Origin of the sequence: Leisingera sp. JC11 (genome assembly GCF_040704725.1) — a bacterium.
Classification (GTDB): Bacteria; Pseudomonadota; Alphaproteobacteria; order Rhodobacterales; family Rhodobacteraceae; genus Leisingera.
This window is the reverse complement of the sequence record NZ_JBFCVS010000013.1, coordinates 1-25,758: the sequence shown is the minus strand read 5'-3', so window position 1 is coordinate 25,758 and position 25,758 is coordinate 1. Positions and strand designations below refer to the sequence as shown.

Here is a 25,758-nt window from a genome sequence, read left to right as displayed (position 1 = left end):
CCTTGAGGTCAGGCGCCGAGGCGCGGGATCTTGTGCTGGCCCAGGGCAAAGCCGACGTGCTTCTGCTCCATGTAGAACTCGAAAGACCAGTCGCCGCCGTCGCGGCCGATGCCGCTGGCCTTGACCCCGCCAAAGGGCGTGGGCAGGTGGCGGACGTTTTCCGAGTTCACCCAGATCATCCCGGCTTCAAGTGCGTTTGTGAAGCGCAGGGCGCGGGTGAGGTCGTTGGTCCAGACATACCCGGTGAGCCCGTACTGGGTGTCATTGGCCAGTGTCAGAGCCTCATCCTCGTCCTTGAACCGGATCGCGGTGAGGACCGGGCCGAAGATTTCCTCCTGCGCGATGGTCATATCGTTGGTGGCATTTGTGAACAGCGTCGGGCGGACGAACCAGCCCTGGTCTCCAACGCGAGTGCCGCCTGCGGCGATGGTGGCGCCATCCTGTTTGGCGGTCTCGAAGTAGGATGTCACCTTGTTGAAATGCACCTTGTGGATCAGCGGGCCGACCTCGGTGGCCGGGTCCAGCGGGTGGCCGACCTTGATGTTGTTGACGCGCTCGATCAGCTTGGCCTCGAAGTCGTCGGCAATGCTCTCCTGCACCAGCAGGCGCGAAGAGGAGGTGCAGCGCTCGCCATTGAGCGAGTAGATCATGAAGATCGCGGCATCGAGCGCGCGGTCGAGGTCGGCGTCGTCGAATACCACCACCGGGTTCTTGCCGCCCAGTTCGAAATGCACGCGTTTCAGGGTGTCGGCGCCCTGTTTCATGATCATCGAGCCGGTCTTGCTTTCGCCGACAAAGGCGATGGCCTTGATATCGGGGTGTTCGGTGAGCGCCTTGCCCGCGTCCTCGCCAAAGCCATTGACCAGGTTCCAGACGCCGGCGGGCAGGCCTGCCTCATGAGCGATCTCCGCCAGGATGCGGGCGGTCAGGGGGGAGAATTCGGCCGGTTTATGAACCACGGTGCAGCCGGCAGCCAAGGCGGGTGCGATCTTCCAGGTCGACAGCATGAAGGGGGTGTTCCACGGGGTGATCACGCCGACCGGACCGATTGGCACCCGGGTGGTCACGTTCATCAGCGTCGGGGATTGCAGCTGCTGGCCGTCGCGGGCGGAGGTGGCCTTGTCGGCAAAGAAGCGGAAGTTCTCAGCACCGCGCAGGGCCGCCTTGGACATGAAGCGCAGGGCCTGGCCGGTGTCCCAGCATTCGCAGAGCGCGATTTCCTCGGCGCGTTCGACGATCAGGTCGGCGATGCGGTGCAGGATCTTCTTGCGCTCCAGCGCCGGCATGTCGCGCCAGGCGGGGAAGGCTTCCTTAGCGGCGGCAGCGGCGGCGTCAATGTCTGCTGCGCCGCCCTTGGCGACGGAGCAGATCACGCTTTCATCCACCGGTGACGATGTTTCGAAGGTGTTGCCGGAGGCGGCGGGGCGGCTTTCGCCGCCGATCAGGTTCAAAATGCCTCCCTCGCGGAAGCGGGCCAGGTGGCTGTTCAGCGTTTCGATGTTGGTGGTCAGATCGCTCATCACTGGTCCGCCTTTTGCATGTGGTTGCGGATGGTGCCGCATTTCGGGGAAAGCTCCGGGTCGATGTCGCGCATCTCCAGCGACAGGGCGATGGAGTGGTGCTGCATGGCCGGCTCAAGGAAGGATTGCGCTGCCTCGAACACCGCCTGGGCGGCGCGCTTGCGGGTGTCCAGATCGCGGCCGGCCCGCAGCCGGATGGAGATGTCGATATAGCCGTGCCGGTCATCGCCGTCGGCAATGGAGGTGTGATTGGCCGCAAAGGCGCGCACCCGGATGCCCGCAAGGGGGAACACGCCGGTTGCTGCTGCTGCCTGCCGCAGATGGCGGCACAGCGCGGCAATGTCAGTGCGCGCCTCCATATTGGCCGAGTAGTCCAGCGTGATGTGCGGCATGTGCGGTACCTCTTCTGAATTACTTAACATGTTTAGCAATTGGGATGCTGTGAGTCAAGCAGAAGAAACCCAAGCCGCAATTGCGTTTAGCCGGAAGCGGGGTGATAATCGGGCATGACCAGGATTATGCCCTCCACCGACCGTTCGCTGCCGATTGCCCTGCTGAGGGCGCGGGAGCGTGTGATGGGTCCGATCCGTTCGCTGCTGAGCGGCGCCGGCCTGACAGAGCAGCAATGGCGCGTGCTGCGGGTGGTGCAGGAGAGCGGGCCGATAGACCCGACCCAGATCGCCGAAAAGGCCTGCCTGCTGCTGCCCAGCCTGACGCGGATCCTGCAGAAGCTGGAGGAAAAGCAGCTGATCAGCCGGGAGCGCGACCAGGAGGACCGCCGCCGCCAGGTGGTGCAGATCTCTGCGGCGGGGGAGAAGGTGATCACCGACAACCTGGAGGCCAGCCTGGAACTGATGGAGCGGACCCGCCGGAAGATGGGCGCGGAGCGCTATGAGGCGCTGTTGGATCTGCTGAACGAGCTGGACCAGATCGAGCTGTCCGACTGAGTCGGGGCTGCCGGATATGCCGCATTTGGCGCGGATGGCGGGGTGCGTGACGCAAACGGCCCTGTTTGCCGGTTTTGACCCATTTGCCCGAATTTTCATATTTTATATATTAAAAACAATTGCTTAGACTGATGTTGCGGCCGCAGGGCTGCAACGCTCCCTGCCATGCCTGTATCGGTGAATTCCTGCCTGTGACGCATATGGCGCGGTCTATGTCCGAAATCACACTGTGAATTGCCGCATTTCTCAACAAACCTGTCGGGGACAGTTGATGAGGACATCATGCGGTACTCCGGCCTGAAAGTGATCAAGGAGGCCCTGACGGGCCACAAGGGATGGCGCCCGACCTGGCGCGATCCGGAACCCAAGAAAAGCTACGATGTGGTGATCATCGGCGGCGGCGGGCACGGGCTGGCGACGGCCTATTACCTGGCCAAGAACCATGGCATCACCAATGTTGCGGTGATCGAGAAGGGCTGGATCGGCGGCGGCAATGTGGGCCGCAACACCACCATCATCCGCTCCAACTACCTGCTGGACGGCAATGAGCCGTTCTATGAGCTGTCGCTGAAGCTGTGGGAAGGGCTGGAGCAGGACTTCAACTACAACGCCATGGTCAGCCAGCGCGGCATTCTGAACCTGGTGCACACCGACGCGCAGCGCGATGCGGCGCGGCGCCGGGGCAATGCGATGATCCTGAACGGGTCGGACGCGGAGCTGCTGGACGCCGAGGGCGTCCGTGCGATGTACCCGTTCCTGAACTTCAATGACGCGCGTTTCCCGATCAAGGGCGGCCTCCTGCACCGCCGCGGCGGCACCGTGCGCCATGACGCGGTGGCCTGGGGCTATGCCCGCGGCGCCGACCTGCGCGGGGTGGACATCATCCAGAACTGCGAAGTGACCGGCTTCAGGATCGAGAACGGCAAATGCCTGGGCGTGGAGACTACCAAGGGCTTTATCGGTGCCAATAAGGTGGCGAGCTGCGTTGCCGGTTCGTCGAGCCGGGTGATGGAGAAAGCGGGCATGCGCCTGCCGATCGAAAGCCACGTGCTGCAGGCCTTTGTCTCTGAAGGGCTGAAGCCGGTGCTGGACGGGGTCGTGACCTTTGGCGCCGGCCACTTCTATGTCAGCCAGTCGGATAAGGGCGGGCTGGTCTTCGGCGGCGATCTGGACATGTACAATTCCTATGCGCAGCGCGGCAATCTGCCGGTGGTCGAAGACGTGATGGAAGGCGGCATGGCGCTGATGCCGATGCTGGGCCGGGTGCGGATGCTGCGCAGCTGGGGCGGCATCATGGATATGTCGATGGACGGCTCCCCCTTCATCGACAAGACCCATATCGACGGGCTCTATTTCAACGGCGGCTGGTGCTATGGCGGGTTCAAGGCGACCCCGGCCTCGGGCTGGTGCTACGCGCATCTGCTGGCGACGGACACGCCGCACAAGGTGGCCACGGCCTACCGGCTCGACCGGTTCCGCCGCGGCTGCATGATCGACGAAAAGGGCCAGGGCGCCCAGCCGAACCTGCACTGAGGAAAGGAAGACAGCGATGATTATCAACCATCCGATCCTCGGGCCGCGGGACAGCCAGGAGTTCACCTATCTGGGGGACGCCAGCCTGATCGACCGGCCGGACTGGCAGGCCGAAGGCGCGGCGGATCAGTTTCACGACTACCTGTACCTGCGCGACAACCCGGCGGGCGAGCACCGCGAGCTGTGGTTCCACGAGCAGGGCGACAGGTCCTGGCTGGTGGTGACCCGCAACACCGTGACCCATGAAATCCTGAATGTCGAACTGGCCCGTGATGTGGCCCGGGCAAGGGGGCGCAGCAAATGACTGATGCAGTGATGAATGCCGGCCGCGTGGCCTTTCAGGCCGACGGCAGCACCGGTGCCCGCAAGGGGGTGCAGGTGAACCGCCTGGACGGCGGGCTGATCAAGGGCAGCAAGGCGCTGACCTTCACCTTTGACGGCAAGAGCTACAAGGGGTTTGAGGGCGACACGCTGGCCTCGGCCCTGCTGGCAAACGGCGTGCGGCTGATGGGCCGTTCGTTCAAATACCACCGCCCGCGGGGCGTGCTGACCTCCGGCTCGGAAGAGCCGAACGCGCTGGTCGAGCTGCGCAGCGGCGGGCGGCAGGAGCCGAACACCCGCGCCACCGTGGCGGAGCTGTATGACGGGCTGGAGGCGAATTCGCAGAACCGCTGGCCGTCGCTGCAGCATGACTTCATGGCGATCAACGACCGGTTCTCGAACTTTCTGACAGCCGGGTTCTACTACAAGACCTTCATGTGGCCTGCGGCGTTCTGGGAGAAACTGTATGAGCCGATCATCCGGAAGGCGGCGGGTCTGGGCAGCATCAGTTTCGAGGCGGACCCGGATGCCTATGACAAGGGCTTCCTGCATTGCGACCTGCTGGTGATCGGGGCCGGCCCCACCGGCCTGATGGCGGCGCTGACTGCCGGGCGCGCCGGGGCGCAGGTGATCATTGCGGATGAGGATTTTCTGCTGGGCGGGCGCCTCAATGCGGAAACCTTTGGTGTTGGCGACCTGACCGGCGCGGCCTGGGTTGAGCAGGCGCAGGCGGAGCTGGCGGCGATGCCGAATGTGCGGGTGATGCCGCGCACCACCATCATCGGCGCCTTTGACCACGGCATCTATGGCGCGGTGGAACGCACGGCCGATCACGTGCTGGCGCCCGAAGCGGGCAAGCCGCGGCAGATCCTGTGGCGGATCTATTCCAAGCGGGCAATGCTGTCGGCGGGCGCCACCGAGCGGCCGATCGCGTTCGAGAATAACGACCGTCCCGGCGTGATGCTGGCCGGTGCCGTGCGCGCCTATGCCAACCGCTGGGCGGTGACGCCGGATCAGACCGTTGCGGTCTTCACCAACAACGACGACGGCCACCGCACTGCCGCCGACCTGATCGCCAAGGGGGTGAAAGTCACCGCGGTGATCGACACCCGCCCGGATGCGCCCAAGGTCGAAGGGGCCGAGCTGTTTGCCGGTGCCCAGGTGATCGACACCAAGGGGCGGCTGGGTCTGGAGTGGGCACGCGTGCGCCTGGCCAACGGCACCACCCGCGACGTGCCCTGCGGCGCGCTGGCGGTGTCCGGCGGCTGGAACCCGAATGTGCATCTGACCTGCCACCAGCGCGGCCGTCCGGCCTGGCGCGAGGACATTGCCGCCTTTGTGCCCGCAGGCGAGCTGCCGCAAAACATGTCGGTGGCCGGTGCCGCCAATGGTGATTTCTCCACCGCCGCCGCGCTGCGCGCCGGTGCCGAGGGCGCCGTGGCCGCGCTGTCGGAGCTGGGGATCGAGGCCAAGGCGGGCGATCTGCCCGAGGCCGAGGATGCGCCTGTCAACGTGACCCCCTTCTGGTACGTGAAGGAAGGCAAGGGCCGCGCCTGGCTGGACCAGCAGAACGACGTCACCGTCAAGGACGTGAAACTGGCGCATCAGGAGAACTTCCGCTCTGTCGAGCACCTGAAGCGTTACACCACGCTGGGCATGGCGACCGATCAGGGCAAGACCTCCAACATGGGCGGTCTGGCGATCATGGCCGAACTGGCGGGCAAGCAGATCCCCGAGGTCGGCACCACCATGTTCCGCCCGCCCTATACGCCTGTGTCCTTCGGGGTGATGGCAGGCCGCTCGGTGGGCGAGGAGTTCCGCCCCACCCGCAAGACCCCCAGCCACAAATGGGCCGAGGAGCAGGGTGCGGTGTTTGTCGAGGTGGGCCAGTGGCTGCGCGCCCAATGGTTCCCCAAGAAGGGCGAAACCCATTGGCGTCAGTCGGTGGACCGCGAGGTGCTGCAGACCCGCAACTCTGTCGGCATCTGCGACGTGACCACGCTCGGCAAGATCGACGTGCAGGGCAAGGACGCCGCCGAGTTCCTGAACAAGATGTATGCCAATGCCTTTGCCAAGCTGCCGGTGGGCAAGGTCCGCTACGGGCTGATGCTGCGCGAGGATGGCATCGCCTATGACGACGGCACCGCGGCGCGTTTTGCCGAGGATCATTTCGTGGTGACCACCACCACCGCCAACGCAGTTCTGGTCTACCGCAACATGGAATTTGCGCGCCAGTGCCTGTTTCCTGACATGGATGTGCAGCTGATCTCGACCACCGAGGCCTGGGCGCAGTTCGCGGTGGCGGGTCCGAATGCCCGCAAGCTGCTGCAGAAAGTTGTGGACCCCGAGTTCGACATCTCGAACGAGGCGTTCCCCTTCATGGCCTGCGGGGAAGTGACCGTCGCGGGCGGCTGCCGGGCGCGGCTGTTCCGGATCTCCTTCTCGGGCGAGCTGGCCTATGAGATCGCTGTCCCGACCCGTTACGGCGATGCGATGATCCGCAAGCTGATGGAAGCGGGCGAGGAGTTCGGCGCTGTGCCTTACGGCACCGAAGCGCTGGGCGTCATGCGGATCGAGAAGGGCCATGCCGCCGGCAATGAGCTGAACGGCACCACCTCGGCGCTGAACCTCGGCATGGGCAAGATGGTCAGCAAGAAGAAGGACTGCATCGGCAATACCCTGAGCGAACGCGAGGGGATGAACCAGGAGGATGCTCTGAAGCTGGTTGGTTTCAAGCCGGTGAATGCCGCCGATCCGGTGCAGGCCGGGGCGCATCTGATGAACGCTGATGGCGAGGTCAGTGCTGCCACCGATCAGGGCTATATCACCTCGGCGGCCTATTCGCCGGTGCTGGGCTGTTCGATCGGGATCGGTTTCCTGAAGCGCGGCGACAGCCGCAAAGGCGAGGTGATCCGCGCGGTCAACCCGCTGGAGGGCAAGGAAATCCAGGTCGAAGTTGTCAGCGCGCATTTTGTGGATCCGGAAGGGGAGCGTCTCCGTGGGTAAGTTTGATAATCATGGGCTCAAAGCCATCTCTCCGCTGGGCGGGCATGAGCCGCGGGTCGATGTCTTCCCGGGTCTCCAGATCCGGGAGGTCACCGACCGGGCGCTGGCATCCTTGGCGGCGCGTCAAGGCAGCGAAGATGCGGTGAAATCTGCGGCCGCGTCTTATCTGGGCGGGGCGTTGCCGGAGGCTGCCAGCTGGACTGAGCACGGCGTGTTTGCTGCCTGGTGGATGGGGCCGGACCTGTGGATGGTCTCTGCTCCGCATGACAGCCATGAGCTGATGGCGGCGGATCTGAAGCAGGCCGTGGGAGAGGCGGGCTCTGTGGTGGAGCAAACCGACGGCTGGTGCCGCTTCGACATGGAGGGCCCGCGCTGCTTTGATGTGCTGGAACGGCTGTGCAACGCCAATGTCCGTGCGGGCAAGGCTGGCGACGCCACCCGCACCTCGATGGAGCATCTGGGTGTGTTTCTGCTGTGCCAGGCGCCGGGGCAGGGTTATTCGATCATCGGTCCGCGGTCCTCTGCCGGCTCGCTGCATCATGCGCTGGTGGCGGCGGCGAAATCGGTGGTCTGAGGCGCTGCACGCAAGCGGCTTGCAAAAACGGCTCTGGGGTGCCCCCCCGGAGCCGGACTTGTTTGGAGCCTCACTGCATCTGTTTCAGGAAATTGGCAAAGATGATGCGGGAGCAGGTCCTGAACTCGTCCATGCAGGCATCGCTTTCGGCCTGAAAGGCGCCCAGGCCATCCGCGCCCAGGGTTTCCACCAGCGCCGCATGATAGGCGGGGATCCCGGCCCAGTTGGCAACGGTGTCTTCTTCGGCCTCGACATGGAACTGCATGGACCAGGCATTGCTGCCCACGCGCATCGCTTCAATCGGGCAATTGGCTGAGCTTGCCAGAACCTCGGCCCCTTCGGGGGCTTGCGCGACCTGAACGCCGTGCCACTGCAGGACATTCATTTGCGCAGGCAGCCCTGCGAACAGGGTATCGTTTTGTCCGGCTTCGGTCAGGGACACCTGCCGGATGCCGACCTCTGCGGGGCGTTGCGGGCCGCAGGTTCCGTTCAGGGCGTCGGCCAGCAGCTGGTGGCCCAGGCACAGGCCCAGATAGGGTTTGCCGATATGTTTGATCCAGTGCCGGATGGCCCGCTTTTCGGCGATAAGCCAAGGGTGTTCTGCAACATCCCAGACGTCCATGGGGCCGCCCATGACCCAGAGCGCATCAAAGGGCTCCATCTCCGGGATCGGATCGCCCTGATCGAGTTCGGCGACGTGCCAGTCAATGCCATGCGCGCGCATCAGTTCCCGGAAAGCGCCTGGATGCTCACAGTCCAGGTGTTGGAAAACGAGTATGCGCATGGCGTCTCCGGTCAGGCTGAGGGGATGGGTCGGTTGTCCTGGACCCTGAACAGGTTCACCTTGCGGCGTTCCTCTTGCGGGGTGACGCCGAAGCTTTCACGGTAGTGCTGCGACAGGGTGGAGGAGGTGGCGTAGCCCACCGCATTGGCGATCGAGGTGATCGAGTCGCGGGAATACATCACCAGCTGCCGTGCCGCGTTCATCCGCAGGGTGCGGTAATAGATGGCCGGGCTCTGGCCGGTGGCGGCCTTGAAGCTGCGTTCCAGCTGGCGCGGCGAGACGCCGATCTCGCTGGCGGCATCGCGGATCGAGACCGGGTGCTCCAGGTTGTCGGCAAACAGCTCAACCGCCTTGGCGACCGGCGGCGGCAGGCTGTCGGCGGTGCTGTCGGTCTTGAAGGCGGGGATCTTCTGGCGGACGCCCTCGGCGCGGACCATCGGGTGCTGGAACCAGCAGGCGACCTCTGTCATCACGGCGTCGCCCATGGCGCGCTCGATCAGTTTCAGCGACAGGTCGAACATCGCCGCGGCGCCGCTGGCGGTGAAGCGGCGGCGGTCCAGCACTATCACGTCGTCGACGGTGGCGAGGGACGGGAATTCTGCAGTGAAGGCAGCCTTGTAGCACCAGTGGACCGAGCAGCTGTGCCCGTCCAGCAGGCCGGAGCGGGCCAGCGGGAACACGCCGCCGGAGACCGCGCCCATGGTGGTGCCGTGCCGGGCCAGATGGCGCAGCTTGCCGTTGGAGGCCTTGGGGTCGTCGAATTTGCCCTGCGGGCTGGACAGCAGGAACAGGGTGTCGATGCCGTCGGCCTCGTCCAGGGCGCAGTCGGGCTGGAACGCCACATTGGCGGATGCGTTCACGCTGTTGCCGGTTTCGGACACCAGTTTCCATCGGAAGGTTTCAGAGCCGGCAATTTCATTTGCCGCGCGCAGGGGTTCGATGGCCGAGGTTAGGCAGGCCATTGGAAAGCCGGGGAAAATCAGAAATCCGAGTGTCATGGTGTTATCGCGCTGCATGAGGTGAATTATAGCTTGCGAAGAGGGATTCGCACAGCGGCGAAGGGGTGCCTGCGCCGTACAGGAAGGGGAAAACGGCGCAGGCGATCTGCAGGGACGTGCCCCTAGTTCTGCAGATATGCCTCCAGCGAGTCGTCCAGGGCGTCTTTCCACGGGGTGTGGTGCACGGGCGCCATGGTGCCGGTGATGACCGATTTGTAGGAGTTGTTGCGGAAGGCCATGATGTCCTGGGCCTTGTGCCCCTTCCATTCATAGAAGGCCTGGCAGGCGCCGGCCACGTCGAAGGTCGGGTAGTCGGTCTCCTCGATCAGCTCCAGCACGTAGTCGCCCTGGTACTTGATCGCGTATTTGACGTCGTCCGAGGCTTCCTCGCGCGCTTCGCGCTCCTTGACGTCGGCCAGAAGGGTCTCCTTGTCCGAAGGGATCTCGATCTTGCCCATGATCGCGTCGCGGACCCACCAGGCCTGGGCGTCGAACATGTTGAAGGTGAACCACTGATCCTGCATGCCCAGGTAGAACATCTTGGGGTTATGGGCATAGACCACGCCCTTGTAGAGGTCGGCGGTGGCCAGGCGGTTGGCGGTCTTCAGGCGCAGGTCGTCCGGCAGGAAGTTGAAGAAGTGCTTGTAGCCGGTGCAGAGGATGATCGCGTCGACCTCTTTTTTGGAGCCGTCAACGAAAGTGGCGGTGTTGCCCTCGACGCTTTCCAGCGCCGGTTTTTCTTCCCAGTTGTCCGGCCATTTGAAGCCCATCGGCGCCGAGCGGTAGGAGGAGGTGATGGATTTGCAGCCGTATTTCCAGCACTGCGAGCCGATGTCTTCGGCGGAGTAGGAGGCGCCGAGGATCAGGATGTCCTTGTCCTTGAATTCGCGGGCGTCGCGGAAGTCATGGGCGTGCAGCACGCGGCCGTTGAAGGTGTCGAAACCGGGGTAGAACGGCACGTTCGGGGTCGAGAAGTGGCCCGAGGCGCAGATCACATGGTCGAAGTCTTCCTTGTAGGTGCTGTCCTTCTTGTGGTCGTGCACGGTGACGGTGAAGTTGCCCTGGTCCTCGTTGTATTCGACCCAGCGGATCGGGGAGTTGAAGCGGATCCACTTGCGCACGTCCGCCTTTTTCACCCGGCCTTCGATGTAGTCGAACAGCACGGCGCGCGGCGGGTAGGAGGCGATCTGCTTGCCGAAGTGCTCCTCAAACGAATAGTCGGCGAACTCCAGGCCCTCCTTGGGGCCGTTGGACCACAGGTAGCGGTACATCGAGCAGTGCACCGGCTCGCCGTTCTCGTCCAGGCCGGTGCGCCAGGTGTAGTTCCACAGGCCGCCCCAGTCGTCCTGCTTTTCAAAGCAGACGATCTCCGGGATCTCCTCGCCTTTCTTGGCCGCGGACTGGAAGGCGCGCAGCTGGGCCAGGCCGGAGGGGCCGGCGCCGATGATGGCAATACGTTTCTTGGTCATCTGGTTCTCCCGTTGGTTTGGACCAATATCTTAATTTGGCTCTTTTGGTCTGGTCCAATTAGGTCCAAACTTGCGCCAATAAGTCAACATTTTTTCACATCCGGAATGTTTTTGGACGCAATTGGACTGGAAGCGCGTTGTTTTACTGGTAGGATTCCAAATATGAAGACGACCAGTTTTGTGCACCAGTTGACCGCCCGCGCGGCGTTGCCCCGGCTGTCCGTGGGGATGGCAGAATCAGTGAATATCGGATTCCTCGGCCCGCTTTCGGGCCGGGTGGAGAGCTGGGGGCTGCCCGGATTGAACGGCTGCCGGATCTGGGAGGACGGTCTGAACCAGGCCGGCGGGGTGCTGATCGGCGGCCGCCGCTACCCGATCCGGATCCACTCTTACGATTGCGGCTACGACCCGGAACGCGCGCTGGAGGGCGCGGTTGAACTGGTTCAGCAGCACAACGTCAAGCTGATGCTGATGCTGGGCGGGGACACGTTCGCGCCGGTGCGCGATTTCCTGATGCGCAACAAGGTGCTGACGTCGACCCTGCTGCCGACCGACCTGTCGCCGGACACGCCCTATCTGATCGCGCCGAGCGAGGCGCACCCGATCCAGAACGTGACCGGGGTGGCCTGGCTGGCGGAAACCCGGCCGGAGCTGAAAACCGTCGCCCTGTGCAGCCAGGCCGATCTGCTGGGGCTGCCTGCACAGGCGGTCTACCGGGCGGCGTTCAAGGCGGCGGACAAGCAGATCCTGCGCGAAGTGCAGTATGATCCCGGCGCCAGCGACCCGGCGCCGGTGGTGGATCCGATGCTGGAAAGCGGCGCCGATATCCTGTGCTGGTGCTCGTCTTATGCGCCGATGGTGCATGCGATGACCGAATATGCCCACGCCAAGGGCTTCAAGGGGCAGATCATCAGCTGCACCATGGACGGCTATGACCGGCTGGTGGAGCGGACATCCCCCGAATTCATGGAAGGGGTGGTGTTCCAGTTCCCCGATTTCGACGACCCGCTGCTGCGGGAGAAGGCGTTTTTCTTCAACCGTCCGCATGAGTTCTATGAGGAATACAACCGCCGTTTCCCGGGCAGCTGGTCGGCGGTGAGCTGGGAGTATGTGGCGATCCTGGACATCTGGCACAGCGCGGTGGAGAAGGCGGGATCGGTTGCGCCGCCATCGGTTCTGGCAGCGATGAAACAGCTGGGTCATGTCACCCACGCCTTTGGCCATGCGGAATGGTGGGGTGAGGATATCTTCGGCATTTCCAATGCCTTGGTCGGCGACTGGCCGGTGGTGACGATCCAGGAAGGCAAGGCGCGGATCGCTGCGTTCAAGTCGATTCCGGCCTGGCTGGCGCAGCATTCCGGCCTGCTGAAATCGGAAATGGAAACGCTGGGGCAGCTGTGGCATCAGCGGCTGGAAAGCGGCGCGCCGGGCAGCGAGGTCAGCTCGCGCGCGGTGGAGGGCTGAGGCGGCTCAGACCTCCTGCAGCAGCAGTTTCTGCTCGTCGATCAGATGCAGCTTGATGAATTCCACCGCCGATTCCACATCGCGCGAGGCGATGGCGTTGAACAGCGTGTTGTAGCGCTTCTGGTAGTCCTGAATCCGCTGCGGCGTCAGGTGGCGGCGGCGCAGCGCAGTGCGGTAGGACAGGCGGCAGGCCTCGATCGTCAGCTCGTAGCAGGAGTGCAGCAGCGGGTTGCCGGTGCCCTCGGCGATCTTGCGGTAGAGATCCTCCTCGGCCTCGATGAATTCGACGGGGTCGGTGCGCACGGCCTCCACCCGGGACAGGATCTGGTCCAGCTCCTCGATCTGGCGCGGGGTCATGTTGATCACCGCCAGGCGCACCAGTTCCGGCTCCAGGATGCCGCGCACCACCAGGTGGTCGAGCGGAGAAACCTCATTGGCCAGCGAGCTGTAGGAGGAGGTTTCCGGCTTGGGGCCGGACCGGAATTTCACAAAGCTGCCGGACCCGGCGCGGCGCTGGATCACGTTCTGGCTGGCCAGCACGTCCAGCGCTTCGCGCACGGTGTTGCGGGCGACCCCAAGCTCGGACGCCAGCGTGCGTTCCGAGGGCAGACGGGTGTCCACCGGGTAGGTGCCGGATTTGATCCGGGCAAACAGCGTGTCGATCACCACCTGCACGGTGGCGCCGACGGAGTGGGTGGTCAGGATCTGCGAGGTGGTTTCTTCCGCTGAGCTCATGGTCTGTCTTTTTCCGGGCCGTATGAGCGGGAAACCCTGCTCCTGAGTGCTGTGGCAAGGTTGCATTTGCCGGTTCTGGCGGCGGCTTTGCAGGTGCCCTTCACAGCGGTGACTGACCGTCAGACTAGCGGTTCCAGTGCCGGTCAGCAAGGATGGGCGCGCAAATTGGTTCTATGCCGCGGTGATTCCGTGTGTTCTGGAGGTTCGCCGTAGTCCCCTGTTTTTGCGCCATTTTAATCTCTCATGCCAGTGCTTGCCCTGACGGTTCCTGAAATTGGTGCCTTTTTGGTCCAGAGGTGGCAAGCGTATGCCCGGGCCGGGTGTCCGATGGCGGCGCCGGCCTGTTCCGGCTGAGCTGATCTGCGGGGCGCGCCGGCACTGGAAGCGGGCCGCAGCGCCGCGGCAACATTTTTCTTTCCTCAGGCGGTAAGGGGTTGGGAAAAATGAGTAATGACAGTAAAATAATATTCGCACCATTCCTTACGCCCGGGAAAGTTTTTACATATCGGCTGCTGCGCGCTTGTCAGAGGCCATCCATAAGGAAGATAACACAGTGGCTAAACTCAAAGATGATAGTGACGCAGTGGCAAATAACCTTTCCCAAGACCCGCACCGGGTCCGCGATGGTGCAGAAAAAGTTCTGGAAGTGGCGATCGGCCGCGAGGTGCGGTCGTTCCGGCGGCAGCAGGGGATCACGGTGGCGGATCTGGCCAATCTGACCGGGCTGTCGATCGGGATGCTGTCGAAGATCGAGAACGGCAACACCTCGCCGTCGCTGACCACGCTGCAGCTGCTGGCCAATGCGCTGAGCGTGCCGATCACCTCCTTCTTCCGCCGCTTCGAGGAAAGCCGGGAGGCGGTGCACACCAAGTCCGGTGAAGGCGCGGAGACCGAGCGCGCGGGCACGCGGGCCGGGCATCAGTACCAGCTGCTGGGGCATCTTGGCGCCAATGCCTCAGGGGTGATGGTGGAGCCTTATATGATCACCCTGACCGAGGAGTCGGATGTGTTTCCGACCTTCCAGCACGACGGGGTGGAAATGCTTTACATGCTGGAAGGCGAGGTGGACTACCGCCATGGCGACAAGGTGTTCCCGCTGAAGCCGGGCGATACGCTGTTCTTCGATGCCGACGCGCCGCATGGGCCGGAAAGCCTGGTCAAACTGCCGGCGCGCTACCTGTCGATCATTTCCTATCCGCAATCGAGCTGACGTGCAGCGGCGGCGCTCCCGCCGGTTCCGCGGCATCTGAAGATGCCCCTGCACCGTCCGGTCAGGCGCCGCGCAATGCGCGGCGCTATTGCGTTCTGCGGCAGGCCAGCGGCCAGGCAGCCGCAGCGCGCTGCCCGGCCCAACGCCGCACAGGCGGCAGGCAGCGCCTGCGGCCGGAAGCGGGGGCGGGAGGCCCTGGTTTGTAGCGGGCGCAAAAAAGAAACTGCCGGAGCCAGGGGCAACGGCAGTCAGTGAAGCGGGCCTAAGTGACAGGGGGTAGGGACGGCCCGCGAGTCCGCTCGGGATCAATCGTCGTCGGGCCAGATGCCATCCGAGGTAGGGCTGCCGTCGTCAAACTGCGACAGCCATTCCACCATCAGCGGGCGGTTGTCGATGAAGCCCTTGTAGGTTGCCAGCTCCTCCGGCAGGTCGCGGATCACCCGGTGCAGGCGGCGCGCCCATTTCGGAACCGTCACCAGATCGTTGAAGCTGATCAGGTAGCAGCGGATCGGGAACACCAGCGCGTTGGAGCGCGGCAGACGGAAGAAGGTCTGCAGTTCGACCCGCAGGTGCTGTTTCTCGCCGATGTTCTCCATCGTCAGCCCCTGCTTCATCACGCCCCATTTGTGGTAGTTCTCGGGGGAGGTGTCCAAGAGCGGGTTGACCGTCATCGTCCAGTTCAGGCGGCGGGCGGGCTGGCCCTGCTGGATGTTCAGGAGGAACTTGAGGGCGCGCACGAAGATGCCCATCTCATGCGCCTTCGGCACCGGGGCGTGCCATTCGAAGAAGTTCATGCCGATGTCGAAATCCAGCGACCAGTCGGCCTGGGTGGTGACCATGCCGGCATCCATCCACAGGTTGTCGTCGCGCTGGTCCAGCACCGCAAAGTCGCCCTGGGTCTGGCGGGTGATGTATTCCATCGGGCCGTAGGGCAGGGTGCTTTCATCGAGGAAGGTGAAGGTGTCGTCGATGCCCAGCGGCTTGTTGATCCAGCGCCAGCGGTTGCCGTTCTTGTGCAGTTCGAACAGGTCCGGGTATTCGGCCGCCTTGGCCTCCATGATCAGCTCCACCAGGTCCCAGCCCGCCAGCGTCATATGCGGCAGCGACTGGCAGCGCAGCGGGTCATTCGCCAGCACCCGGGCGCGGTCCTTCATTTCCGAGACATAGTGCTCGTCCACGTCGAAGGTCCGTTCGAACACTGAGCCGGGCCGGTAGGACTTATGCGGCTCCATGTTCACCGAATACATGTAGCTGTCTTCGTGGAACGGGAAGGGGAAGCGTTTGATTGCCCAGTCCGAGTTCTTGAAGGTGAAGTCGCCGTAGAAGGTTTCGTCGTTGAATTGAATGGTCATCTCTCTCTCCCTCAGCGGTCCAGAACCAGTGTCTTGCCTTCAAAGCGCGACACGCAGGGCATGATGTGTTTGCCGCCGGCCTTCTGCTCGTCGGTCAGCCAGTGGTCGTGGTGCAGGAACTTGCCGTCATAGCCGATGACATTGGTCTCGCACTGGCCGCAGGCGCCGCCGCGGCAGAGGTAGGGGGCGTCGATGCCGGCAGCTTCCAGCGCTTCCAGCAGCGACTGGTGCTCGCCGACCTGGACGATCTTGTTGGAGACCGCGCATTTCACCTCGAACGGCTTGCCGGAGGCCGGCGCCAGGAATTCCTCGGAATGCACTGCCTCGCGCGGCCAGCCCATGTCCTCGGCGGTGCCGTGCACCCATTCGATCATGCCCTTGGGGCCGCAGACGTAGACGTGGGTGCCCAGCGGTTGGTTGGCGAGCAGGGTTTTGAGGTCGATCGCCTCTTTCTGGTCGTCATGGTAGACGTGCACCTTGCCCGGGTAACGCTCTGTCAGCTCCTTGGCGTAGGTGCCAAGGGAGGCGGTGCGGACCGAGTAATGCAGCTCGAAATGCCCGCCCATCATGGTGAGCTGATGCATCTGCGCCATGAAGGGGGTGATGCCGATGCCGCCGGCCAGCATCAGGTGCTTCTTGGCGCGCAGGTCCAGTGAGAACAGGTTCACCGGGTTGGAGATCACCATCTCCATGCCCTCTTTCACCTGGGTGTGCATGAACTTGGAGCCGCCGCGGCCCTGATCGTCGCGCCGCACCGAGATGGTGTAGGCGCCGCGGTCGGCCGGGTTGGACATCAGCGAATAGGCGTTGAGCCGGGTGATATCACCGTCCTGCATTTCGACCACGGTATGCGCCCCGCCCGAGAAGGTGGGCAGACTGCCGCCGCCGGTGCGGACGAATTTGAAACGGGTGACCAGGTCGTTGATCGGTTTGACCTCGGCCACGGTGACATTCAGTTTTGCGGTGCCAGCACTCATTTGAACAGCTCCACTTTCTCGGGGATGTTGCCCGGATCCTCGGCATCCACCCGCACGCCCTGGAAGGCCGCGAGGCGGCGCGAATAGTGATCGCGCACGAACAGGCTGAGGCCGCAGTGGCTGCATTCGAACGGGTCGGTGGTGACGTCCTCGGTGATGCCCTTGCAGTGCACGCACTGCATGCGCCGCGCGGTGGAGCCGCGGTGTTCGGTCTGGATCGCGGTATGGGGGATGCCCGCTGCGGTGGCCTCGGCCATGGCCTGGCCCATCAGGCTCTCGGTGCCGGTCAGGTACACCTGGGTGCCCATGTGGCAGTCCAGCAGGGCGCGGCGGATCCGGCTTTGCGAGGCTTCATAGGAAGGGCCTGCGTAGAACTGGCCGGCACCCAGCTCTTCCAGCTGGCTGCTGTATTTGGCGCCGGTATTCTTGGGGATGTAGATGATATGGGCCTTGGCCCAGAAATCCCTGTCCGTGGATTTGGCCAGATCGAGGATGGCCTCGGCGCCTTCGGCATCGGCGATCATCAGGTGGCCGCTGCCGGAGCGGGCCTCAAGCTCGCCGTAGACAGGGCGGCTGGTGATAGAAGGGGGGAATTCGGTCTTAGACATGTGGGTCGCTTTTCCTGCAGTCCGGGTGAACGAAAGCGGGCGCCCCCGGGATGGGGACGCCCGGGATCCGGATCAGCCCTTTGCGGTGCGGATCGATTTGTCCTTGTCGTAGAAGGGCATCTCTTCGGCGGTGGCGGCAATCTCGGTGCCGTCGCCGTTGCGGACGGTCAGCTTGGTGCCCGGCTTGGCGCAGGCGACCGGCATCCGGGCGATGCCCACGTTGTGGTTGTTCACCTCGGAGTACATGCCGTAGGTGACCACGCCGACCTTTTCGCCGTTCTGCAAGAGGTCCGCGCCTTCGTCCGCGGGGATCTTGCCTTCCAGCATGACGCCGTAGATCTTGAACCGCTCCTTGCCTTCGGCGGCATAGTGGTTCTCGGCGCCGATGAAGCCGGTCTTGCCGGGGGAGACGGTGAATTCGAGGCCCAGCTCCCACAGCGTGTCGCCGCAGGTCTCGTTGTCGAACGGGTAGGTTTCGGAGTTGTCGCCCGGATAGAACAGCAGGTAGCTTTCGGTGCGCAGCAGATCGAGGGTGGAGAACTGGACCGGGACGATGCCCAGGCCCGCGCCCTTGTCCAGGATGCTGTCCCAGAGATGCACGGCGTCCTTGGCCTGGCAGAAGATCTCATAGCCGCGCTCGCCGGTGTAGCCGGTGCGCGAGATCATCACCGGGCAGCCGAACAGCTTGGTCTGGATGATCCCGAAATAGGCCAGATCGCGGATGCCGGGAACATATTCGGCCAGGAAATCGACGGCGACCGGACCCTGCAGCGACATGTCGTGCAGGTTGTCGTCGAAGATTACCGAGCAGTTTTTGCCGGCGGCGACGGAGCTGAGCTGTTCCATGCCGGTGCCGGTGCCGTGGACAACCATCCAGCTGTTCACCGACAGGCGGTAGATGATGCAATCATCCACGAACTTGCCCTGCTCGTTCAGGATCGAGGCATAGGTGGAGCGGCCCGGCATGATCTTTTCGACGTTGCGGGTGGTGACCCGGTCGATGACCTGTGCCGCATGCTCGCCCACCACGTGGACTTTCTTGAGGCCGGATACATCCATGAGGCCGGCCTTGGTGCGGACCGCCTCGTAATCGGCTTTGGCGCGTTCGGGGGTGTGGTCATAGAACCAGGCGGTTCCCATGCCGTTCCAGTCTTCCAGCTCGCCGCCGATTTCCTTGTGGCGCTGTGCCAGTGCTGAAGTCCGCCAGATAATGGCCATTTTGCATTTCTCCCTATTGGTGCGGACCAAAATTCTTGATTTGGTTCCTTTGGTCTGGTCCAGTTAGCCAAGAGAGGGGGCGTCATGTCAATGAATATTCCTATCAGGAAAAAGATTTCTCTTAAAAGGCAGATTTCGAACGTGTTTGCGGCATGAATTGGCCTGAAACGGTCTTTCTCGCAGGCTGCTGGTGGTTGCGGAAGCGGCAAATTGATCCGCTTTGAGGGAGAATCGGCAGCGATTGTGGCGGAAGATTGGGTGATTCTGCCGCATTTCGGCAGGTCCGGCCGGTATCGGGCCGCGGTGCGTCAGGGAAAGCGGCACCTGGGATTGGGCGGCGGCGCGCGGGCTAAGCCCTTGGATGTTTGAGGCTTAAGGGGAGCTGGACGGTGTGGCAGGGCGGCGGCACAGGCATGACGCATTTCCCTGAAGGTAACAAATTTTCACATGATTATTGACAGGCTGCCCTCATGAGACACAGTATTTAGGGAAAATAATATTCCCAAGAGGCAAAAAAATGCCCGGGATACTGCCAACAGGAGGGCAAAACATTGGATGGTAATCTGAACGCGTTAACAACGGTGTTCACCGAGTTCTATTACTGGGTGACCGTTGTCTTCATGTTCCTCATTCACGTGGGGTTCTGCATGTACGAGGTCGGCGCCAGCCGCCACCGCAACCACATGCACACATTGATGAAGAACATCATGATCATTCCGCTGGTCACGGTGACGTTCTTCTTTTTCGGCTGGTGGATCTACTGGTCCTTCCCCAGCTTCCCGTTCTTCGGCGGGCTGAACCACGATGCGGGTGCCGCGAACCTGCCGTGGTCGCAAAACATGGGTACCAACCTTTCGGACCGGATCACCGGCGTGTTCTGGGCAGCGTTCCTGCTGTTTTCCTGGACCGCGGCCTCAATCGTGTCCGGTGCAGTCATTGAACGGATCCGCTCCTCCGCTCTGTGGGTGCATGCCGTCATGATCGGGTCGGTGTTCTGGATCATCGACGCCGCTTGGGGCTGGCATGCCGAAGGCTGGATGGTCAAATACCTGGGCTATCATGACGCCTATGCGTCCGGCGTCATCCACGCGATTGCCGGCGGTTACGCGCTGGGCGTGATCATGGTGCTGGGGCCGCGCCTGGGCAAGTTTGCCGCCGACGGCACCCCGCGCGATATCCCGCCGCATAACCCCTGGATGCTGACCATCGGGATCTTCCTGATCTACTCCGGTTTCTGGGGCTTCTACGCCGCCTGCAATATCCCTGCGATCTCGCCCGAAGGCATCGGCGGCCTGATCACCGGCGAGACCTGGACCGCCACCAATATCTATCTGGCGCCGACCTCGCTGTCCGCGATCACCTTCAACTTCCTGATGTCGCTGTCCGGCGGCCTGATGGCAGCCTATGTGGTGTCCAAGGGCGATGCGTTCTGGACCTTCTCCGGCGGTCTGGCGGGCATCATCACCGCCTCTGCGGGCAACGATCTGTACCACCCGATCCAGGCGATGCTGGTCGGCGCGGTTGGTGTCGTGATCGTCTACAAACTGCACTACTGGGTCGAGCGCACCTTCAAGATCGACGATGCGGTGGGCGCGGTTGCCGTGCACGGGTATTCCGGCATCGTGGGCCTGATCATCGCCGGCTTCCTGCTGTGGGGCGCGCCGAGTTCGCCGTATGAAGGCTTTGCCGCCGTCAACCCGGTTGGCCAGACCATCGGTGCGGTGATCATGTTCGGGGTGCTGGGCTGGCTGCCGGGCTATGTGATCGCCAAAATCCAGGCAGCAGCCGGCGTGCTGCGGATCCCGGTCGAGGTCGAGCTGCAAGGTCTCGATTACGCCGAACACCATGCCTACGAAGACGCCAAAGCCGAAATCATTGCCGCCGACAAGGCTGCGGTGAACGGTGCAGGCGTGCCAGCTGAATAAGGAGATTTGAAATGTCTACGATCGGTTACGACAGCTGGGCGGTGGACCTGGCGGAGGTGGGGGCGATCTACCCCTTCCAGGGATCAGAAGGGCTGATGGTTGTCCTGGGAGTGATCTTCTGGATTGGCTGGCACCGGATCCAGTTTGTCCGCGAAGGCGAGCACTTGGAGAAGGCTAAGAATATGGGGGACAAGGAGAAAATAAACTCCTTGCTGGAGAAATACTGACCCGGACCCCACCAGAGGCGCGCCAGACGGGCGCGCCTTTCTTCCTTCAGGGGAAAATAAGTTTCATAACAGTTGAACGCCTTCACGCAAACTGCTAGCGTTGATTCGAGATGAAAACCAGGAGGCACACCCATGTGCGGGATTGTCGGTCTTTTTATAAAAGACAAATCACTTGAGCCGAAGCTGGGCGATATGCTCACCGATATGCTCATCACCATGACGGACCGCGGTCCGGACAGCGCCGGCATTGCGATCTATGGATCGGAAGCGGAAGGGCGCACCAAGCTTACCGTTCAGTCGGATGCGCCGGAGGCGGCCTTTGACGGGCTGGACGGCGCGCTGGCGGAAGCGCTGAGCAGTGATGTGTCGATCCGGGTGATCGACACCCACGCGGTGCTGGACCTGCCCGCGGGCAAGGAAGAGGAGGCCCGCAGCGCGCTGGCTGAACTGCGCCCCGGCATGCGTGTCATGAGCGCGGGCGACACCATCGAGATCTACAAGGAAGTGGGTCTGCCCGAGAAGGTCGCCGAGCGCTTCAATCTGCGCGGCATGAGCGGCAGCCACGGCATCGGCCACACCCGCATGGCCACCGAATCCGCCGTGACCACCGAAGGCGCGCACCCATTCTCCACTGGTCTGGACCAGTGCCTGGTGCACAACGGCTCGCTGTCCAACCACAACGCGCTGCGCCGTAAACTGCAGCGCGAGGGCGTGCGGATCGAAAGCCAGAACGACACCGAAGTCGGCGCGGCCTATCTGACCTGGAAGATGCAGAACGGCGCCAGCCTGGGCGAGGCGCTGGAGGGCACCCTCGAGGACCTGGACGGCTTCTTCAACTTCGTTGTGGGCACCAAGGACGGCTTTGGCGTGGTCCGCGACCCGATCGCCTGCAAGCCGGCCGTGATGGCAGAGACCGACCAGTATGTGGCCTTCGGCAGCGAATACCGCGCGCTGGTGAACCTGCCGGGCATCGAAGACGCCCGCGTCTGGGAGCCCGAACCCGCAACCGTTTACTTCTGGAACCACTAAGATGCAGACATACGACCTTGAAGCAAATGGCCTGCGCGGTCTGAACTCGGCCCTGCAGGAACTGAACGGCAGCTCCGACAAGACTGCCTGGGAAATCGTCAACCCCAAGGGCAGCCATGCCATCGCCGTGGGTTTGAATTCGCCCGCCGATGTGACCATCAAAGGCTCCACCGGATACTATTGCGCCGGCATGAACCAGCAAGCGACCGTGCGTGTCGAAGGCTCGGTCGGGCCGGGCGTGGCGGAAAACATGATGTCCGGCCAGGTGATCGTCGAGGGCGACGCCAGCCAGTACGCCGGGGCCACCGGCCAGGGCGGCCTGCTGGTGATCAAGGGCAATGCCTCGTCCCGCTGCGGCATCTCGATGAAGGGCATCGACATCGTCGTGCACGGCAACATCGGCCACATGTGCGCCTTCATGGGGCAGGCCGGCAACCTGGTGGTGCTGGGCGATGCCGGCGATGCGCTGGGCGACAGCTGCTATGAGGCGCGCTTCTTCGTGCGCGGCTCGGTCAAGAGCCTGGGTGCCGACTGCATCGAAAAGGAAATGCGCCCGGAGCACATCGAGATCCTGAAGGATCTGCTGGCCCGCGCCGGTGCAGATGCCAAGCCGGAAGAGTTCAAGCGCTACGGCTCCGCCCGCAAGCTCTACAACTTCGACGTCGACAACGCGCAAGCGTACTAAGGACAGGGATCTAAGACATGGACAACACGAACATCCCCGGTACGGTCCCGATCCAGTCGGCGACTTTCTCGAACCCGATCAACGCGGAAATCCGCCGCGCGGCGGCCTCCGGGATTTATGACATCCGCGGCGGCGGCGCCAAGCGCCGGGTCCCGCATTTCGATGACCTGCTGTTCCTCGGCGCCTCGATCTCGCGCTACCCGCTGGAGGGTTACCGCGAGAAATGCGACACCAAGGTGACGCTGGGCACCCGCTTCGCCAAGAAGCCGATTGAGCTGGATATCCCGATCACCATCGCCGGCATGAGCTTTGGCGCGCTGTCGGGCCCGGCGAAGGAAGCCCTGGGCCGTGGCGCCTCCGCTGCCGGCACTTCGACCACCACCGGCGACGGCGGCATGACCCCGGAAGAGCGCGGCCATTCCACCAAGCTGGTCTACCAGTATCTGCCGTCCCGCTACGGCATGAACCCGGATGACCTGCGCAAAGCGGACGCGATCGAAGTCGTGGTCGGCCAGGGCGCCAAGCCCGGCGGCGGCGGCATGCTGCTGGGCCAGAAGATCTCGGACCGGGTTGCGGAAATGCGCTGCCTGCCCAAGGGTATCGACCAGCGCTCCGCCTGCCGCCACCCGGACTGGACCGGCCCGGATGACCTGGAAATCAAGATCCTGGAGCTGCGCGAGATCACCGATTGGCAGGTGCCGATCTACATCAAGGTCGGCGGCACCCGCCCCTACTACGACACCGCGCTGGCGGTGAAGGCCGGCGCGGATGTTGTGGTTCTGGACGGCATGCAGGGCGGCACCGCCGCCACCCAGGACGTGTTCATCGAACATGTCGGCCTGCCGACCCTCGCCTGTATCCGCCCCGCCGTTCAGGCCTTGCAGGACCTGGGCGTGCACCGCGAAGTGCAGCTGGTCGTCTCCGGCGGCATCCGCACCGGCGCCGATGTGGCCAAGGCAATGGCGCTGGGCGCCGATGCGGTTGCGATCGGCACCGCGGCGCTGGTTGCGCTGGGCGACAACGATCCGAAATGGGAAAGCGAGTACCAGAAGCTGGGCACCACCACCGGCGCCTATGACGACTGGCACGAGGGCAAGGACCCGGCCGGCATCACCACTCAGGACGCCGAGCTGATGAAGCGCCTGGATCCGGTCGACGCCGGCCGCCGCCTGCGCAACTACCTCAAGGTGATGACGCTGGAGGCGCAGACCATTGCCCGCGCCTGCGGCCACAACCACCTGCACAACCTCGAGCCCGAGGATCTGTGCGCCCTGACCATGGAGGCCGCCGCCATGGCGCGGGTGCCGCTGGCCGGGACCGACTGGTACCCGGGCAAAGCAGGGTTCTGATGATTGGCGGGGCGCGGCCGGCAACGGTCCGCGCCCCATTCTCGAAATACGTTCAACAGGGAAAGGAAGTAGGACCATGACGACTGATCTGGCTGCTTTCGCAAAAGAAAAAGGCGTCAAGTACTTCATGATCTCCTTCACCGACTTGTTCGGTGGCCAGCGCGCCAAACTGGTGCCGGCAGAGGCGATCGCGGACATGCAGGAAGACGGGGCCGGCTTTGCCGGTTTTGCCACCTGGCTCGACCTCACCCCGGCGCACCCGGACATGCTGGCGGTGCCGGATCCGTCCTCGGTGATCCAGCTGCCGTGGAAGCCGGAAGTCGCCTGGGTGGCGGCCAACTGCGTGATGGAGGGCGAAGACGTGGCCCAGGCGCCGCGCAACGTGCTGCGCCGCCTGATCAAGGAGGCCGCGGACGAGGGCCTGCATGTGAAGACCGGCATCGAGGCCGAGTTCTTCCTGCTGACCCCGGACGGAGAGGAGATCTCCGACGCCTACGACACTGCGGAGAAACCGTGCTACGACCAGCAGGCAATGATGCGCCGCTACGATGTGATCCGCGAGATCTGCGATTACATGCTGGAGCTGGGCTGGGGACCCTACCAGAACGACCACGAGGACGCCAACGGCCAGTGGGAGATGAACTGGAATTTCGACGACGCCCTGGCGACCGCAGACAAGCACAGCTTCTTCAAGTTCATGGCGAAGTCGGTGGCAGAGAAGCATGGCTTCCGCGCCACCTTCATGCCCAAGCCCGTCGAGGGGCTCACCGGTAACGGCTGCCATGCGCATATCTCGGTCTGGGACGCGCCGGGCAAAGATGCCCGCGTCAACGTCTTTGCGGCGGAAAAGGGCGAGGGGCAGATCGCCGAGCTGGGCCTCTCCCAACAGGGCGGCTACTTCCTGGGCGGCATCATGAAACATGCCTCTGCCCTGGCTGCGATCACCAACCCGACGGTGAACTCCTACAAGCGCATCAATGCGCCGCGCACCATGTCCGGGGCGACCTGGGCGCCGAACACCGTGACCTGGACCGGCAACAACCGCACCCACATGGTGCGTGTCCCCGGCCCCGGCCGGTTCGAGCTGCGGCTGCCCGACGGGGCGGTGAACCCCTACCTGCTGCAGGCGGTTATCATCGCTGCAGGCCTGTCGGGCGTCCGCTCCAAGGCGGATCCCGGCCCGCGCCATGACATCGACATGTATGCCGAGGGCCACAAGATCACCGACGCGCCGAAGCTGCCGCTCAACATGCTGGATGCGCTGCGTTTCTACGACAAGGACGACGGGCTGAAGTCGATGATGGGCGAGGAGTTCTCCAGCGCCTATCTGAAGATGAAGCAGCAGGAATGGAACTCCTTCGTCAACCACTTCTCCCGCTGGGAGAAGGACAACACGCTGGATATCTAGGCACTGATTCCCCCTGTCCGGCCTGCGGGCCGGACCCTGCGCGGCCCGGGTTCTGCCCGGGCCCTTTTTGTTTGCGGCAGCGCCTGCCGCATATGCGCCGTGTTCACCCGGGGTGAAATTCCGCCTGTTTCCTATCGGCGGCGGAAATGCGGAAAATGCCCGGTTTTGCACTGAAAACCGGGCGGGAGGGTGTTGACGGTTAGGAAAAATAATTGAGTAATAGGAATATATCTTGCCTCGCATCGAACTTTGCCGCGGGGCGTGAACCGGAACGGATGGCAGCAGGGAGACGGCCATGAGCTACAAGAGTGACATCGAGATTGCGCGTGAAGCGCAGAAGAAGCCGATCCAGGAGATTGGCGCGAAGATCGGGATTTCCAATGACGATCTGCTGCCCTACGGCCACGACAAGGCGAAGG

General features: G+C 63.4%; 24 protein-coding genes. 14 read left to right on the top strand and 10 right to left on the bottom strand.

Translation table 11 applies throughout. The annotated features are described in order from the left end of the window. Positions 1-8: 8 nt before the first annotated feature. A complete protein-coding gene (gene hpaE / locus AB1A62_RS15020; protein WP_366662266.1) occupies positions 9-1,520 on the bottom strand; it encodes a 5-carboxymethyl-2-hydroxymuconate semialdehyde dehydrogenase in 1,512 nt (503 codons plus the stop codon). Then, positions 1,520-1,912, bottom strand: a complete 393-nt coding sequence (locus AB1A62_RS15015) for a 5-carboxymethyl-2-hydroxymuconate isomerase (RefSeq protein WP_366662265.1) — start codon at positions 1,910-1,912, stop codon at positions 1,520-1,522. Before AB1A62_RS15015 ends, hpaE begins: the two co-directional genes overlap by 1 nt. Positions 1,913-2,026: 114 nt before the next feature. On the opposite strand from AB1A62_RS15015, the gene hpaR reads away from it, so the two are divergent. The 5 genes from hpaR to AB1A62_RS14990 all read left to right on the top strand — a co-directional run bounded on the left by hpaR (position 2,027) and on the right by AB1A62_RS14990 (position 7,901). Continuing rightward, positions 2,027-2,467: a homoprotocatechuate degradation operon regulator HpaR gene (hpaR, locus tag AB1A62_RS15010; protein ID WP_366662264.1), complete on the top strand. Its 441-nt coding sequence runs from the start codon at positions 2,027-2,029 to the stop codon at positions 2,465-2,467. Between the two features lie 282 nt (positions 2,468-2,749). After that, positions 2,750-4,000, top strand: a complete 1,251-nt coding sequence (locus AB1A62_RS15005; RefSeq protein WP_366662263.1) for a sarcosine oxidase subunit beta family protein — start codon at positions 2,750-2,752, stop codon at positions 3,998-4,000. Between the two features lie 16 nt (positions 4,001-4,016). Then, positions 4,017-4,304 carry a sarcosine oxidase subunit delta gene (locus tag AB1A62_RS15000; RefSeq protein ID WP_366662262.1) on the top strand — a complete coding sequence of 96 codons (288 nt, stop codon included), beginning with the start codon at positions 4,017-4,019 and terminating at the stop codon, positions 4,302-4,304. Positions 4,305-4,315: 11 nt separating this feature from the next. Further along, positions 4,316-7,327, top strand: coding sequence for a sarcosine oxidase subunit alpha family protein (locus tag AB1A62_RS14995; RefSeq protein ID WP_366662348.1), 3,012 nt, complete (start codon positions 4,316-4,318; stop codon positions 7,325-7,327). Then, positions 7,320-7,901 (top strand): sarcosine oxidase, gamma subunit, encoded by a 582-nt coding sequence (locus AB1A62_RS14990; RefSeq protein WP_366662261.1) that lies wholly within the window; start codon positions 7,320-7,322, stop codon positions 7,899-7,901. The genes AB1A62_RS14995 and AB1A62_RS14990 overlap by 8 nt, the downstream gene beginning before the upstream one ends. A 70-nt stretch (positions 7,902-7,971) precedes the next feature. Here the strand turns inward: AB1A62_RS14990 and AB1A62_RS14985 are convergent, their stop codons facing one another. The 3 genes from AB1A62_RS14985 to AB1A62_RS14975 all read right to left on the bottom strand — a co-directional run bounded on the left by AB1A62_RS14985 (position 7,972) and on the right by AB1A62_RS14975 (position 11,152). Then, positions 7,972-8,625, bottom strand: coding sequence for a type 1 glutamine amidotransferase (locus tag AB1A62_RS14985; protein WP_366662260.1), 654 nt, complete (start codon positions 8,623-8,625; stop codon positions 7,972-7,974). A gap of 71 nt (positions 8,626-8,696) precedes the next feature. Continuing rightward, complete coding sequence (locus AB1A62_RS14980) at positions 8,697-9,701, bottom strand: GlxA family transcriptional regulator (protein WP_366662259.1); 1,005 nt, start codon at positions 9,699-9,701, stop codon at positions 8,697-8,699. A 104-nt stretch (positions 9,702-9,805) separates the two neighbouring features. Further along, complete coding sequence (locus AB1A62_RS14975; protein WP_366662258.1) at positions 9,806-11,152, bottom strand: NAD(P)/FAD-dependent oxidoreductase; 1,347 nt, start codon at positions 11,150-11,152, stop codon at positions 9,806-9,808. Positions 11,153-11,314: 162 nt separating this feature from the next. Here AB1A62_RS14975 and AB1A62_RS14970 point away from each other — a divergent pair, with 162 nt between their 5' ends. Next, the gene (locus tag AB1A62_RS14970) at positions 11,315-12,616 is read left to right on the top strand and encodes an ABC transporter substrate-binding protein (RefSeq protein WP_366662257.1); all 1,302 of its coding nucleotides are present in this window, start codon (positions 11,315-11,317) and stop codon (positions 12,614-12,616) included. Positions 12,617-12,622: 6 nt separating this feature from the next. On the opposite strand, the gene AB1A62_RS14965 is transcribed toward AB1A62_RS14970, so the two are convergent. Then, positions 12,623-13,351: an FCD domain-containing protein gene (locus AB1A62_RS14965; protein ID WP_366662256.1), complete on the bottom strand. Its 729-nt coding sequence runs from the start codon at positions 13,349-13,351 to the stop codon at positions 12,623-12,625. 553 nt (positions 13,352-13,904) lie between these two features. Here AB1A62_RS14965 and AB1A62_RS14960 point away from each other — a divergent pair. Continuing rightward, on the top strand, positions 13,905-14,561 hold the full coding sequence (locus tag AB1A62_RS14960; protein WP_052257601.1) for an XRE family transcriptional regulator: 657 nt from the start codon (positions 13,905-13,907) through the stop codon (positions 14,559-14,561). A 305-nt stretch (positions 14,562-14,866) separates the two neighbouring features. Here AB1A62_RS14960 and AB1A62_RS14955 read toward each other — a convergent pair whose 3' ends face one another. From AB1A62_RS14955 to AB1A62_RS14940, 4 genes are all read right to left on the bottom strand, one after another. After that, positions 14,867-15,913 carry a DUF3445 domain-containing protein gene (locus tag AB1A62_RS14955; RefSeq protein ID WP_366662255.1) on the bottom strand — a complete coding sequence of 349 codons (1,047 nt, stop codon included), beginning with the start codon at positions 15,911-15,913 and terminating at the stop codon, positions 14,867-14,869. An 11-nt stretch (positions 15,914-15,924) separates the two neighbouring features. After that, on the bottom strand, positions 15,925-16,890 hold the full coding sequence (locus tag AB1A62_RS14950; RefSeq protein ID WP_366662254.1) for a PDR/VanB family oxidoreductase: 966 nt from the start codon (positions 16,888-16,890) through the stop codon (positions 15,925-15,927). Beyond that, positions 16,887-17,498 carry a dimethylamine monooxygenase subunit DmmA family protein gene (locus AB1A62_RS14945; protein ID WP_366662253.1) on the bottom strand — a complete coding sequence of 204 codons (612 nt, stop codon included), beginning with the start codon at positions 17,496-17,498 and terminating at the stop codon, positions 16,887-16,889. Before AB1A62_RS14945 ends, AB1A62_RS14950 begins: the two co-directional genes overlap by 4 nt. 72 nt (positions 17,499-17,570) lie before the next feature. Further along, positions 17,571-18,716: an aminomethyltransferase family protein gene (locus AB1A62_RS14940; protein WP_366662252.1), complete on the bottom strand. Its 1,146-nt coding sequence runs from the start codon at positions 18,714-18,716 to the stop codon at positions 17,571-17,573. Positions 18,717-19,267: 551 nt separating this feature from the next. On the opposite strand from AB1A62_RS14940, the gene AB1A62_RS14935 reads away from it, so the two are divergent. From AB1A62_RS14935 to AB1A62_RS14905, 7 genes are all read left to right on the top strand, one after another. Further along, positions 19,268-20,641 (top strand): ammonium transporter, encoded by a 1,374-nt coding sequence (locus tag AB1A62_RS14935; RefSeq protein ID WP_366662251.1) that lies wholly within the window; start codon positions 19,268-19,270, stop codon positions 20,639-20,641. A gap of 11 nt (positions 20,642-20,652) precedes the next feature. Then, on the top strand, positions 20,653-20,868 hold the full coding sequence (locus tag AB1A62_RS14930) for a hypothetical protein (protein WP_366662250.1): 216 nt from the start codon (positions 20,653-20,655) through the stop codon (positions 20,866-20,868). Positions 20,869-21,000: 132 nt separating this feature from the next. Next, entirely contained in the window at positions 21,001-21,897 is an 897-nt protein-coding gene (locus tag AB1A62_RS14925; RefSeq protein ID WP_366662249.1) for a glutamine amidotransferase family protein, read from the top strand. Between the two features lies 1 nt (position 21,898). Next, positions 21,899-22,582 (top strand): protein GlxC, encoded by a 684-nt coding sequence (locus tag AB1A62_RS14920; protein WP_366662248.1) that lies wholly within the window; start codon positions 21,899-21,901, stop codon positions 22,580-22,582. Positions 22,583-22,599: 17 nt separating this feature from the next. After that, positions 22,600-23,931 (top strand): FMN-binding glutamate synthase family protein, encoded by a 1,332-nt coding sequence (locus tag AB1A62_RS14915; RefSeq protein ID WP_366662247.1) that lies wholly within the window; start codon positions 22,600-22,602, stop codon positions 23,929-23,931. A gap of 76 nt (positions 23,932-24,007) precedes the next feature. Then, complete coding sequence (glnT, locus tag AB1A62_RS14910) at positions 24,008-25,339, top strand: type III glutamate--ammonia ligase (protein WP_366662246.1); 1,332 nt, start codon at positions 24,008-24,010, stop codon at positions 25,337-25,339. A gap of 295 nt (positions 25,340-25,634) precedes the next feature. After that, positions 25,635-25,758 (top strand): formate--tetrahydrofolate ligase (locus tag AB1A62_RS14905; protein ID WP_366661221.1); only part of this gene is annotated, 124 nt, incomplete at its 3' end.